Consider the following 13,929-nt stretch of genomic DNA (forward strand, 5'->3'; position numbering starts at 1 on the left):
CGTCGGGACTCTCGACCCGCCGGAAGTACCAGTCGCCTCCGAATCCGCGAGCACGGTTGTCCTCACGTCCCCGGTACATGTTCCCGCCGAGGTGCCACTTCCCGAAGTATCCCGTGTCGTAGCCTGCGGCGTGGCACACATCCCCGAAACTGGGGATCTGCGGATCGTAGATGATGTCGTTTTGCACCACCCCGTGGTGGTGCGGATACAGCCCCGACATCATGCACGTGCGCGAGGGACTGCAGGGGAAGCCGGCGATGTAGAAGCGGTCGAAGCGACAGCCACGACGTGCCAGCTCAGCCAGCGCGGGCGTTTGGATGACCGGGTTCCCGTAGCCCTCGGCGCCACTGGTCGGCTGCTGGTCGGTCATCACGTACAGGATATTCAGCCGCCTCGGCGCAGGCTGGGCCAGCGACACGGCACCGGTTCCCAGGGCCACGCCGGCGATTCCGGTGGTGCGCAGAAAGTCGCGTCGGGTCAGTGGCATCACAGCACCTCCGCGATTCTTGTGTGCCCGGCCGTGAGGCGCGTCTCAGACAGCTACTTGTCCTGTGCGGGTGGTGCGAGGGCGGCCTGGATCGACGCGACGACGCAACCGGCCAGCACCTTGTACCCTTGCGGGTTAAAGTGCACGTTCTGGGGAAGCTGAATCTGCGCCAGCTTCGGCAGTGCGAAGCCATACAGGTCATCGACAGCGATGCCGTTCTCCTGCATAACCTTGAGCGCCACTGCGTTGTAGGCGATCACGTCGGAGTTCTTGCGCACGGGGTTCAGCTTGCCCTCGGGTACCGGAGTCGTGCTGCACCAGATCACCTTGGCACCCGTGGCCTTGAGACGCTTGACCAGCTCGCGGAGGTTCTTTTCGTAGTCCGCGATCGGCGTCTGCTGTGTCCCGTCGGTGAGGAACTTGAGGTCGTGCAGGCCGAAGTTGAAGTGGATGACGTCCCACTTGCCCGTCCCGAGCCACTTGGTGAGCTGCTGCAGGCCACGCGAGGTCGGCCCGCCGTTCTCCGGGACGCGCTGCACGTTGGCCTTGCCCTCGAGCAACTGACGCACCGGCAGCGTGTAGCCCATGGAGATGGAGTCGCCGATGAGCAGCACGCGAGGCAGACCAGCTACCTCCTGGACTGGCACGAACACCGGGTCAACGGGCTTTGGTGCAGCGCAGGCAAAGCTGGCAACGATCAGGATGAGTGCGAGTGTCGCAACTGCCGAGCGGTGATTCATGGTGCGTCTCCTCTCGAGTTCGTCTCGTGCATGGCCTGGTGCTCCAGGCCGCTTTCCCTTCCGACGCCTCACTTCTCCCCAAGTTCGCCGAGGCAGGTTCCTCGCCCTGCCGGGCAGGCCGCTCGACCACCACCAGGCAGGAATATCCGGCGACGCCCCGAACTCCCTCCGAGTGGCCGGCCGTGGCTACTTCGTACCTTTGTAAGGGGGAAGGTTGATGTCCCGCAGGCTTGCTGCTGTGATGGTCGTGCTGCTGGTTTGTGGTGCAGTGGTGGCACAGGCGCAGACGGTGACCAACGAGACGATTGCCCGGCTGGCTGAGATCACCCGGCCTGACTCCGGCGAGTGGCGCTTCCAGCATCCCGCTCAGCCCGGCGGGCAAGACCCAGCTCTTGATGATAGCAAGTGGACGCGCGTGCGGCCCGAGCACCTCTGGAACTTCCCCAACACCGAGGCCTGGTACCGTCGGCTGATCGTGGTCCCGCAGACCCTCGGCGGTGTCTCTCCGGTGGGCTCCAAGATCGTCTTGCGCTGTGCCGTGGATGACGACGTGGAGGTCTACGTCAACGGCCAGTCCCGGGGCAAGTTCCACTGGGACCAGTGCGAGGCCACCATCACCGACAACGCCCGTCCCGGTGACAAGTACCTCGTGGCTCTGCGGGTGATCAATGGCCCCGTCCACGGTCGCCTCATCTCCGCCTCCTTCACCTGGGACAAGTACGATGCGGTTCGCGAGGCAGCCGCCGCCCATCTCACCCGGCTGCAGTTCGCTCAGAAACTCCTTGCCACCGAGCGCGCTGCGCCCGACCTTGAGAGCCTGACCCAGACCCTCGACCGCGCAGCTTCCCAGGTCCGCTTCAGCGCCATCGACACCGGCGGCCCCGAGGCCTTCAACGCGTCGATTCAGGAGTCCCTCCAGACCCTGGCTCCCTTCGTCAAGCTCGCCAAACAGTACACCCTCTACCTCGTCGGCCACGCTCACATCGACATGAACTGGCTCTGGTTATGGCCGGAGACCAAGGACGTCTGCCGCCGCACCTGGGACCAGGCCCTCAAGTTCATGGACGAGTTCCCGGGCTTCACTCTCACCCAGAGTCAGCCGGGCGCTTACCTGGCCATGGAGGAGGAGCAGCCCCAGTTGTTCGCGCAGATCCAGCAGGCCGTCCGGCGCGGCCAATGGGAGCCTGCCGGCGCGAGCTGGACCGAGGGCGACACGAACATGGCCTCCGGTGAGGCGCTGGCACGGCAGGTGCTACTTACCCAGCACTACTTCGAGACCAAGTTCGGCCGCCGCACTGAGATGGCCTGGCTCCCGGACAACTTCGGCCACGCCTGGACGGTGCCGAGCATCTTCTCCGATGCGGGCATCCGCAACTACTACTTCAGCCGCTGCGGCAAGGGCCTTCCGACCTTCTGGTGGGAGGGTCCCGACGGTGCCCGTCTCCTGGCCTACAATCGCGGGGGCTACAACGGCCAGTTCCGCGCCGAGGCGGGTTCGGCGCCGCTCGACGTCGAGAAGCAGATCGGCGTCCCGGCCGCCATGCACGTCTATGGAGTTGGCGACCATGGTGGCGGTCCGACCCGCCAGGACCTCGAAGCTGCCCGGCGTCTGCAGCAGGAGCCGCTCTTCCCGCAGGTCAAGTTCGCCCAGACCAGCGACTACTTCAACTTCGCTCGGGCCACTGCGGGCGACAAGCTCCCGGTCGTCAAGGATGAGCTGAACTTCGTCTTCCGCGGCTGCTACACCACCCACGCCGACGCGAAACGCTGGAATCGTGAGAGCGAGAACCTTCTGCCCGCTGCCGAGGCTGCCTGCGCAATCGGTCGCTACTGGGGAGCCGACTATCCCGCCGCCGACCTCACGAAGGCCTGGCAGAACACCTGCTTCAACCAGTTCCACGACATCTTCGACGGCAGTGCGATCCACGGCTCCTACGACTACTCCCGCCAGCTCTACGAGGAAGCTACCGGCACCGCCGAGCGAGCTCGCAGCCAGGCCCTCGATCGCCTCTGGTCGCAAGTCGATACCTCCGGCGAGGGTCAGGCGGTCGGCCTCTACAATCCGCTCGGGTGGGATCGTCGCGAGTATGTCGAGGCAACCTTCCCGGCGTCCACCGAACTCGCCTCAGCCATCGTCACCGACCCCGCAGGCAAGCAGATCCCTTCGCAGGTGGTCGGCAGCGCTACCCGTGCCGATCAGGTGCAGGTGACCGTGGGTTTTGTCGCCGACCTCCCGGCCTTGGGCTATGCCGTCTACCACCTGCGCCCCGGCACTCCGCGTCCTGCCGCCGAGCGTGGCCGCAGCTACTGGATCGCTACCCTCTGGGAACCGCGAACACCGGAGCGCGAGCTGGCTGAGTTCGCCGAGGTCGGACTCCGCGACGGCCTCAACCAACTGGCCGGCAAGGTGGCTCCTGAGGACCCGCTCGGACACCTGCAGATCCTCCACGAGGCCCCGGACGGCATGTCTGCCTGGAACGTCGGGCAGATCACCGGCACCGACGACCTGCGCACTCCCGAGCACTGCACCACGCTAACCACCAGCGGCGTACAGCGCAGCCTGCGCTACACCCAGAAGTACGGCAAGTCCACCTTCACCCAGACGATCACCGCCTACAAGGACCTGCCGCGCATCGACTTTGAACTGGTCGCCGACTGGCAGGAAGTCGGCAATGCGACCGATGGTGGGCCCCTCCTCAAGTACATGCTTCCCACCAGCATCACCAACCCGCAGGCTACCTTCTCCCTCCCCTGGGGGAGCATCGAACGGCCTGCCAACGGTCAGGAAGTCCCCGGCCAGCAGTGGATCGACCTGGCCCAGGTGCACCGCGTCTTGCCAACGGACGGACGCGAAGCCAAAGCCCTCAACCTGAGCGCCTACTTCAATGCGGACGTTATCGCCACGGCGGCTCAGCCTGAGGATGGTGACTTCGACGGCGGCCATCGAGCCTATCCTGCCGAGATCTTCGCAGACCTTGCCGGGTCGCTGATGACCCTCGACGGCCTTCCCTTCTACGTGCCGCCAACTACCTCCGGCGCGAAGAACGCCCTTCTCACCGAGGGCCAGACCCTCAAGTGGCCGGCGGAGAAGACGCCTGCTCTGGCGGTGCTCGGTGCCGCTGCCAACGGCGCCAAGAAGGGCACTGCGCAGCTCCTCTACGCCGACGGCAGTCGCCAGAACGTGCCCCTGGGATTCAGCGACTGGTGCTTCGGCCCCGGACCGCAGGAGGTCGACGCGCTGAGCGCCCCCTTCCGCTACGTCGATGGTCAGCGCTCCGAACCCGAGGTGCATCTATGGCTGATCCGGCTCCCCGTGGACAACTCCCGAGCCCTGGCCGGAATTGTCCTGCCCGACCAGCCCGATCTCTACGTCTTCGGCATGGCGCTTGCAGACAAGGTCGCGTATGAGACCGAGTGGGGTGTGTCCCTGCTCAACGACTGCAAGTACGGTTTCGACACCAACAAGAACGTGATGCGCATGTCCCTGCTGCGTGCCTCCTACAGTCCCGACCCGCTGCCCGACCAGGGCACGCACCGCCTCCGTTGGTCCCTCTATCCGCATCAGGGCGACTGGCGACAGGCCGCCACACCGCGCCGCGCGATGGAGTTCAATAACCCGCCGCTGGTCCGCTTGCTGCCTTCTCACGAGGGGCCGCTGCCTGCCGACTACAGCTTCGTCAAGGTCGAACCGGAGAGCATGGTCCTGTCCTCCTTCAAGCTCGCCGAGGACGGCAAGGGCTACATCGCCCGGGTCTACAACTCCTGCGGCGCCGGGGGCAAGGCCACAATCCGCTGCAACCTGCCCTTCAGCGGTGCTGTGGCCTGCAACCTCCTCGAAGAGCCGCGGGGCAAGAACCTCGTGACCGTGAACTACCCCGTGGTGACCCTCGACCTGGACGGCCGAATCCACGGGACCGTCCGGCTGCTGACACCGTAACCGCGATCTCTTGTCTGCGAATGTCTCCCGTTCTGCGGGAACGTTTTGCCGCCTGCGCAAGTCCTTGTCTGCACATACCCCTAAGGAGGTATCCCATGAGACCCATTGGATTGGCTGTAACCGTCGCCCTGATGGTCTTCCTCGCTGTGAGTGCTTTCGCGGCTGACGTACCCCTGAGCCGCGTCGTGCTGTTCTCCAGCGGAGTAGGCTACTTCGAGCGCAACGGATCAGTTGACGGTGACGCATCGGTCGAGCTGTCCTTCCGCACCGAGCAGATCAACGACATGCTCAAATCGATGGTCCTCCAGGACCTGAGCGGCGGCACTATCGCCCCGGTCACTTACGCCCCGCAGGACCCGCTGGAGAAGACCCTCAGCTCCTTCGCCATCGACATCTCGGACAACCCCAGGATGGCGGACCTGTGGGATCGCCTGCGCGGCACTCGCGTGCAGGTGACCGCCGAGCAGGCCGTTGAGGGCATCGTCTTCGGCGCCGAGCAGCAGGAGAAGACCGTCGGCGACAAGGTCATGACCTTCGACGTCCTCAATCTCCTCACCGACAAGGGCCTCGTCGAGGTCCCGCTATGGAGCGTGCGCAGTATTAAGGTCCTCGACCCCAAGGTCGACGGCGACCTGCGCAAGGCCCTCGACGCCATCGACAAGTCCCGCGATGCCGAGAAGCGCCCCGTAACCCTGTCCTTCAAGGGCCAGGGCAAGCGCGACGTGCGCATCGGCTATCTGCTGGAGACGCCCGTGTGGAAGACCAGTTACCGGTTGGTCAACGAGAAGGAAGGCCTCTACCTGCAGGGCTGGGCAATTGTGGAGAACACCACCGACGAGGACTGGACCAACGTGAACCTGACCATGGTGTCGGGGCGGCCCATCAGCTTCACCATGGACCTGTATCAGCCGCTGTACTCCGAGCGCCCCGAGGTCGCCGTGCAGGTTCAACAGGCAGCCAAGCCCCAGGTCTTCGCCGGAGCAGTCGAGGTCAAGGTCGAGGCCCGCGACGAGGCCGAAGAAGCCGCAATGGCTCCCGGACGCACGGGTCGTCGTCTGGGCGCAATGGCTGCTCCTCCGTCTCCGGCAGCAGCACCGGCCGAATTCGGTGGCTACGGCGGTGGTGGTATGGGCATGGCAGCAGCACCAGCCCCACCGGCCTTTGCGCTCTCTGAGACCGGCGCAACCAGCATGGCCCAGGGCGGCAAGGTCGGCACCCTCTTCCGCTATGCCATCAACCAGCCCGTGACCGTTCCACGGAAGCGCTCGGCCATGATCCCCATCATCGGCCAGAAGGTCGATGGCGAGATGGTCTCGGTCTACAACCGCAGCGCCGACGCCAAGCACCCCATGAATGGGATCAAACTGAAGAACACCACGGGCCTGCACCTCATGGGTGGACCGATCACCGTCTTTGACGGCGGCGTCTATGGTGGCGACGCCCTCATCGAGGACGTCACCCCGGGCGAGGAGCGACTGCTCACCTACGCCATGGACCTGGCCGTCGAGGTCGAACCGGCAACCAAGTCCGCGCCGCAGCAGCTCCTCTCCGCCAAGATCGTCAACGGTATCCTCAGCCTCACCCGCAAGCAGCGGATGGACACCGTCTACACGATCAAGAACTCCGCCGAGGAGAAGCGCTCCGTCATCGTCGAGCATCCACTGCGGGCCGACTGGACCCTCGTGGAGCCCAAGGAAGCCGACGAACGGACCCAGACCAACTACCGCTTCCGGGTACAGCTCGAGCCGAAGCAGACGTCGAAGCTGACCGTCTCCGAGGAGTGCCCGACCGTCGAGGTCGTTGAGCTCGTGAGCCAGGACGTGAAGCGCATCAACCTTCTCGTGGCACAGCCCCAGCTCGACCCCAAGGTCAAGGCGTCGCTACAGAAGCTCGCCGACCTCCAGGCCGAGCTGGCCGGCCTCACCGCTCAGCGCACCGAGCGCGAGACCCGCGTCAAGGAAATCGACCAGGAGCAGAACCGCATCCGCCAGAACATGCGCGAGCTCGACCGGACCAGCGACCTGTACAAGTCCTACGTCACCAAGCTCACTACGCAGGAAACTGAGTTCGACAAGCTTCGCGGGGAGATCCAGCAACTGCGCCAGCAGGAGACGGACAAGAAGGCCGCCGTCGCCGACTACGTGAAAGGCCTCAACCTGTAGTCCCGATCCTGCCGCAGCCAGCGCGTAACCGAAAGAGACGCCCCGCAAGGGGCGTCTCTTCTTTGCTATCCGGCAGAAAAAAGGCGGAGCCCCTGAGGACCCCGCCTGTCTGATCGCTTCTGACTTCAGTCCCGAGCTTACTTGCCTACGGACTGGGTCGTGTCGGTGCCGGAGGTGGCCATCGTGAACTGCGACCACTTGACGCCGCTGATCTTCGACCACTTGACGTGCCCATCGCAGTACCCGAAGTTGACGCCCTCGTTATGGTCCGGCGTCATGGTCTGCAGACGGCTGTCACAGGAGGTGCCCGTCGGATAGCTGTTGGCCTTCCAGAAGGTGTCCAGCCAGTAGGTGCCGTCGCAGATCATCACAGTCTCGGCGGGCGTCTGGATGTTTGCCAGGGGCTGCCCCTCGGTATAGCCGTTCTGCCAGTAACCGGTCGTCGTCGTGCGGCTCGGGCAAACCCAGATCTGGTCGTTCTTGATGTAGGCCGCCAGATAGGTGCGCGGGTTGCCGAGGATGTTGTGGTCGGTCGGGTGATCGGAGTAGGTCCGGCGAATCATCTTCTCGTCGTAGTCCTGCGCGTACATCATCATACCAAGTGCCAACTGCTTGATGTTGCTGGAGCAGCTCGACTGCCGAGCCTTCTCACGAGCTCGGGCAAACACAGGGAACAGGATGGCGGCCAGAATGGCGATGATGGCGATGACCACCAGCAGTTCAATCAGCGTAAACCCATGACGACGCATGATGGGACCTCCCATGGTGGAATACAATCGTCGACCTAGATCCACTTGCTGTTCACGATACCATATTGCGGCAACCCCTAGCAATTGGTTGATGTAAACTGTAGCAGTACTATAGCGCACCGGTGTCGCGGCAGCCTCGCCCTTCCCGCAACTCGCCCGTCGTCGATACCCCGCGGTCCCTTGTAGCTTTGCTCCCGCCTCACTACTTGGCCGGTGCCTCTGTGACCTTCCATACGAAGGTCTCCCAGGGCTGTGCCTCCACCGTGAGGTTGCCGCCGGTCACCTTGGCCTCCGCAGCACGAGTGTGCCCCCAGGGCTCGAGCGTCGCTTCGTCTGCCATAAGCTTCTCCGTGCCCCGACTGATCCGGCGTGCGATGGGCTGCCCGTTGGCCATCACCAGGTAAGTCCCCGTGGGCCGCCGATACAGCGCCATGTACACCTCTTCATCCGGCGCGTACTGGAAGACCTCTGGCTTGTGTGCGGGCTTCACCAGGTCCACGAACCTGCGCACTTCCTGCATCGCCGACTTGAACTCCGTGTTGATCCACCCATACCCGCCCTGCACCGACCGGTAGTACGACCACCAGAACAGCCCACGGACGCCCTGCGCCAGACTCGAGTAGGCCCAGTAGTACAGCTCCGTCTGGTTCGGGTAGCGGTACTTCCTGGCCTCCTCACTGTTCGCCGTGTCCTTGAGGTCCATGGCCTTCCGGTTGTAGCACTGCAGCACCGGCATGATTGGCACCGACCCGAGCTTCACGCCGCGTCCCACGAAGGTGGTCACATTCCCGATTGGGCTGGTCGGGAAGTCCTCGTTCTTGACCGGATAGGAGTCCAGTTGCAGCAGGTCGCAGGCCTTCGCGTCCTCCCACCAGTCCTTCGCCCAGGCCTCGACAATCGCCACCGGAACCTGCGGCGTCTCGTACTTCAGCAGCCAGTAGAAGGGCATCAGGTCGCGGGGAGTATGCGTGCCGCTGGGCTCGTCATACAGCAACCAGAACCCAAGCGCGGGGTGATCCTTGAGCGCCATCACGATCTTGTGCATCTCCAGGAGCCCGTGGTTGCTCACCCAGCGACGGCCATTCAGGTACACCATGACCTTAAGCCCGTGCTTCTGGGCCGCATCCATGTACGCCTGGTACTTCGCCAAGGCCTCCGGCGTCGTCTGCGCGCCCAGGGCATAGGTGTGGACGTAGTCGACTCCCATCCCCTTGACCTGCGCCATCGCCCCCTCAGTGTCCACCGAGTACAGGCCGATGGGGAACTCCTCCGAGGCCAGGTCCAGAGGTGCCGCAGGAGCTTGGAGCGAAGCGAGGAACAACAGACCGCCGATCACTGTCAGGCTGCATCGGTACATGCGGGGTGCCTCCCTGTAGCAGATCGATCGCAGGGCCCTACGCGGGCCATTATGCCCGGAACCGTCGCGAACCGTCCAGCCTCGCAGCCTGGACGCCGGGAGCACGGGCTCCAGCACACGGGAAGGGAAGGACGCAGACCATCAACGCCGCACACGCCAAAGCACCCACGGACGCCGGGCTGTGGCTCCGTGTTGCCGCCAAGCTCATCGACCAGGGCCTCTTCGCCCTGGTGGAGACTCCCTGCCTATGTCTGGGAGCCGTCCTCAATGCCTGCGGACATCCCGCCTGGACCATCGGCGCCGGCTATGTCCTGGGCAGTCTCCTGTGGTACCTGTATATCCTCGAGATGACCCGCCGTCGCGGTCAGACCGTGGGCAAGATCCTCGCTCGCGTCCAAGTCGTGCCGGCCGAGAGCGCCTCGGACTCGCAGAGGTACCCTTTGCCAGGGAGGGTGATGGCGCGACGCCTTTCGGTCGAGTTCTTCTTTGACATGGCCGGACCGCTCTTCATGGCGGCAGGCTGGGTCCTTGCACGAGTCACCGGAACCAATCCCGCCACCGGCGGCCTCGTCGGATTGGGTGTCGGCAGCGTCGCCTCTCTGCTCAATCCCGCTGCGATCTTGCGCACCCCGCGCAGACAGGCCGTGCACGACCTCGTCGCCCGGACCTACGTGGTCCGAGTCCCCGCAACCGCCCAAGTGGCTGCGACGACACCTCAGGCCGCTCGTCGCGGGCTGATCCGTCGCCTGATCGTCCCGCTGGTGTTATCGCAGGCGCTCTCTCCGGCGCTGGTCTTCGGCGTCGTTCGTCCGCTCTTCGTCGAGGCCTACGTGGTCCCCTCCGGGTCCATGGAGCCGACCATCCAGATCGGCGACCGCATCCTCGCCAGCAAGCTCCTCCCTCGCCTGCGGATGCCTCGCCATGGTGAGATCGTCATGTTCCGCGCTCCTGAGTGGGCGCTGCACGGCGACGAGCACGACCTCATCTTCGTCAAGCGCGTTGTCGGCCTACCGGGCGATCATCTCCAGGTGAAGGACGGCCGCCTCTACCGCAACGGTCAGCCGGTCTCCGAGCCCTATCTGAGCGAGCCGCCGGACTACACCTGGCCGGAGGATGCCCTGTCAGGCGGAGAGATCACCGTTCCTGCCGGAAGCCTGGTCGTCCTGGGTGACAACCGCAACAACTCCGCCGACTCGCACCTTTGGGAGCAGACCACCGGCGGCGAGACTCAGCCCGCACCCTTCCTTCCCGCCGACCGTCTGGTGGGCAATCTCGTCTGGCGCTTCTGGCCACCCGACCGCCTGGGTACAGTCCTGGGCGCTGCCGGAGGGTAGAGGGTTCAGCGGCCTGCATCGAGAAAAGCCCTGCCTGTAGCACCCTTACCTGCGCACCTCGATACCGCCTCAGGAGGATGTCATGACTCGTCTGCATATCACTATTCTGGCAGGTGTCCTCATGCTCACCCAGCTTCCGCAGTCGGGATGGTCCGCTTCCGTCAGCGACGAGGCCACGCGAGTCGTCCTGCGCAATGACCGCCTCACGATGGCCCTGGGCAAGGCCGAGAAGGGCGCCCTGGTGTCCCTGGTGCGCAGTCAGGGCCCGGACGAGTTGTGCGCTCCGCAGGCCACGCCACGCCTCTTCAGCCTCACTCTCTCCCACCGGGGCGCGCCGAACACCCAGCTCCAGTATCTGGGCAGCGAGACGGCGGAGGGCTTCTCCTGCAAGGCCGCCGACCGCTCCGCGACTCTCACCTTCACCCGTCTCGGCGGGCAGGACATCTCCGCCGTCTGCACCGCCACCGTGTCCGATAGCGATCCCCTCGTGCGCTGGCGGATCGAAGTCAGCTTCCCCCATGAGCTGATGCTGGAGAGCCTCCAGTTCCCGGTCGTCACACTGCGCGCGCCCCTTCACGCAGACCAGGAGGACCAGGCCGTGATGGCCGCCACCAAGGGCGGCGTCTGGCCTCGACCCTCGCAGTGGAAAGACGGCACTCGCGTTTCCCGTGGTCAGCCGGGGAGCCTCACCGCCCAGTTCGGCTGCTACTACGACGCCGTCTGCGGACTCTACCTTGCCGCCGAGGACGCCGAGGGCTATCCCAAGAGCTACGAGTTCCGGCGCACCACCGACGGTCTCCTTCTCACCTGGAACCATGAGTGCTACGCTTCCGACCGTTACGCGACCACCTACGACGTGGTCATGACCACCTTCCAGGCCTCCTCCGACGAGCCGGGGCTACCGACCGACTGGCGTGATGCCGCAGACCTGTACAAGGCCTGGGCGGTCAAGCAAGAGTGGTGTGCCAAGACCTTTGCCGAGCGCGAGGACGTTCCGGCGTGGATGAAGTCCGGCGCTCCCATGGTCCGCTTCGGCCGCAACTGGCTGGCCAGTCCGGCGCTCATCCAGCGCTGGATCGACACCTACTGGCGCGCCAACTTCCCCGCCGACCTTGACCTCATCACCGCCTACTGGGGCTGGGAGAAAGTCAGTACCTGGGTCACTCCCGACTACTTCCCGGTCTTCCCTTCCGACGAGCAGTTCACCGCGCTGGTCAAGGCGACGCGTGACGAGAAGTGCCATGCCTTCCTGTGGCCCTCCGGCTACCACTACACTCGCACCTTCGGCAAGCAGGCCGACGGCAGCTTCACCTGGGACGACCGCGAACGCTTCGACCGTGTGGCAGCGCCTCATGCCGTCGTCGGTCCCTCGGGCGCAGTCCTCTCTTCTCCGAGGTCCTGGCTACAGGGCGGTGAGACCGCCACGATGTGCCCCGGCGATCCCTGGACCATCGACTGGTTCAACCACACCGCCACGGAGATCTGCAAGCGCGGCGGCGAGATCGTGCAGGTCGACCAGGTCGTCGGCGGCAACTTCCCGCGCTGCTTCAGCACCGCCCATCCACATCCGCAGGGCGCCGGTCCCTGGATGACCCAGGTCTTCCGCCGCCAGCTCGAGACCATGCTCCAGGAGTGCCGCAAGATCGAACCCGACGCCCTCGTCTGCTTCGAGGAGCCCAATGAGTGGTTCATCCAGCAGGTCGCGATTCAGGACTACCGCGACTGGGAGGTCCTGCGCGAGTCGCCCGCTCATGATCCCGCCTCGGTCTTCAACTACCTGTATCACGAGTACCTGCCCACCTTCCAGAGCAACCCGCGACCCGACGACCTGGTCATGGCCGCCCACTGTCTCGTGACCGGCCAAATCCCCCACTTCGTCCCCCGGCAGATGCTCGGCGGTGAACGGGGCATCCCCAACGGTGCCTTCGACTTGTGGTCCGGCGAGTCCATCCTCGGCTGGGGAAAGGTCGACGGCTATCAGGGGCAAGTGTGGAAGGGCAAGTGCTTCAAGGATGCGACCGTCAAGCACGGCGGCGACTTCAGCCTCCGCCTGCAAAACGACACGCCCGACGAGACGGTGCAGGTCTCCCAGAACATCGCCGTTGGCGATGCCCTCCAGATCGGCCACACCTACCGCATCAGCGTCTGGATGCGCTCCGGCGGAGTCGGCGCCAACAACGGAATCGGCCTGGGGACCTTCACCCGCGACATGAAGGGCACCGGAGGAGCGCGTATCCCCATGCCCGCGGCGGCGAGCGACGAATGGCAGCAGGGCCAGGCCACCTTCAGCGTCCCTGAGGGTACCGGCCTGCTCCGGATCATGCTCCATCTCTCCGGCAAGGGCACGCTGTGGATCGACGACATGACCCTCGACGAGGTCCTGCCCGACGGAACCGTGAAGCCTGTCACCGTGCGCGGGATTCCCGGCGACCACGAGTTCATGCAGCAATGGGTCCGTCTCTTCAGCGGCGAAGGCCGGCCCTATCTGTTCCTGGGGAAGATGATCCATCCGCCCAAGCTCGAGTGCGACCGCCTGCAGTACGAGGGTCGCAGCTTCCCGGTCCTCCTGCACAACGCCTTCGAGGCCGCCGACGGCAGCCGTGCCGTCGTCATGGTCAACATCTCCGACAAGCCGCAGACCGGGGTCCTGACTTGGCGCGGCACAACTCAGACGCTTACCCTGAAGCCCTGGGAGGTGCGGCTGCTGAAGGGGTAGCCCCTCCGGTGCTACGCCTGGGCCTGACTACTTCCTGGCGAGGTGTGGCTGCCGTTGTCTTTGCTTTTGCCGTCGCCCTTCCCCCTCGCCACCGCGTGGAGAGAGGGGGAGTCGAGCGGCAGCGAGACGGGGGTGAGGTGCCGTCGCCGCATGGAACCCGGTCTTCCCCAAAGGGGTTGGAGAGGAGTAGGATGAAGGGTGCAGCACGTGTGCCGTGTCTGGCCGCGAGAGGAGCCTTCTCCCGTGCGAGCCGAGGCGCACGGAGCCCTTGGTGTAAGTATCTGGTTCGGGAAGGCCATCTGTTTTCATGTCTGAAAGAGCCGAGACCCTGTTCTCCTCCACCTTCCGCAATCGCACGCGTTTCCTGGCCGGTGCCGGGCTGATCCTGGCTTCGACCCTGCCCTTTGCCGTGGGTCTTCTGGTGGTGAGCTACCTGCTCCCCGACCC

Annotated in this window: 8 protein-coding genes and 1 pseudogene; 4 read left to right on the forward strand and 5 right to left on the reverse strand. The window is 64.9% G+C overall.

Annotated features, from left to right (window positions below):
• The coding region (locus ABFE16_09795) for a sulfatase-like hydrolase/transferase (protein ID MEN6345592.1) at positions 1-487 on the reverse strand (487 nt) is incomplete at its 3' end.
• Positions 488-540: 53 nt separating this feature from the next.
• Positions 541-1,227 (reverse strand): SGNH/GDSL hydrolase family protein, encoded by a 687-nt coding sequence (locus ABFE16_09800; protein ID MEN6345593.1) that lies wholly within the window; start codon positions 1,225-1,227, stop codon positions 541-543.
• Positions 1,228-1,444: 217 nt separating this feature from the next.
• Here ABFE16_09800 and ABFE16_09805 point away from each other — a divergent pair, with 217 nt between their 5' ends.
• Both ABFE16_09805 and ABFE16_09810 read left to right on the forward strand, forming a co-directional pair.
• Positions 1,445-5,164 (forward strand): glycoside hydrolase family 38 C-terminal domain-containing protein, encoded by a 3,720-nt coding sequence (locus ABFE16_09805; protein MEN6345594.1) that lies wholly within the window; start codon positions 1,445-1,447, stop codon positions 5,162-5,164.
• A 95-nt stretch (positions 5,165-5,259) separates the two neighbouring features.
• Positions 5,260-7,326: a hypothetical protein gene (locus tag ABFE16_09810; GenBank protein ID MEN6345595.1), complete on the forward strand. Its 2,067-nt coding sequence runs from the start codon at positions 5,260-5,262 to the stop codon at positions 7,324-7,326.
• A gap of 137 nt (positions 7,327-7,463) precedes the next feature.
• Here the strand turns inward: ABFE16_09810 and ABFE16_09815 are convergent, their stop codons facing one another.
• The 3 genes and pseudogenes from ABFE16_09815 to ABFE16_09825 form a co-directional block, all read right to left on the reverse strand.
• Positions 7,464-7,919, reverse strand: a complete 456-nt coding sequence (locus ABFE16_09815) for an H-X9-DG-CTERM domain-containing protein (protein ID MEN6345596.1) — start codon at positions 7,917-7,919, stop codon at positions 7,464-7,466.
• Positions 7,893-8,090: pseudogene (locus ABFE16_09820) on the reverse strand (prepilin-type N-terminal cleavage/methylation domain-containing protein). Before ABFE16_09820 ends, ABFE16_09815 begins: the two are co-directional and overlap by 27 nt.
• 187 nt (positions 8,091-8,277) lie before the next feature.
• Positions 8,278-9,432, reverse strand: coding sequence for a hypothetical protein (locus ABFE16_09825; protein ID MEN6345597.1), 1,155 nt, complete (start codon positions 9,430-9,432; stop codon positions 8,278-8,280).
• A gap of 5 nt (positions 9,433-9,437) precedes the next feature.
• Between ABFE16_09825 and lepB the strand changes: the two genes are divergently transcribed.
• Positions 9,438-10,766, forward strand: a complete 1,329-nt coding sequence (lepB, locus tag ABFE16_09830) for a signal peptidase I (GenBank protein ID MEN6345598.1) — start codon at positions 9,438-9,440, stop codon at positions 10,764-10,766.
• Positions 10,767-10,848: 82 nt separating this feature from the next.
• Positions 10,849-13,482, forward strand: a complete 2,634-nt coding sequence (locus tag ABFE16_09835; GenBank protein ID MEN6345599.1) for a DUF6259 domain-containing protein — start codon at positions 10,849-10,851, stop codon at positions 13,480-13,482.
• Positions 13,483-13,929 lie beyond the last annotated feature (447 nt).

It is taken from the genome of Armatimonadia bacterium (assembly GCA_039679385.1).
Classification (GTDB): Bacteria; Armatimonadota; Zipacnadia; order Zipacnadales; family JABUFB01; genus JAJFTQ01.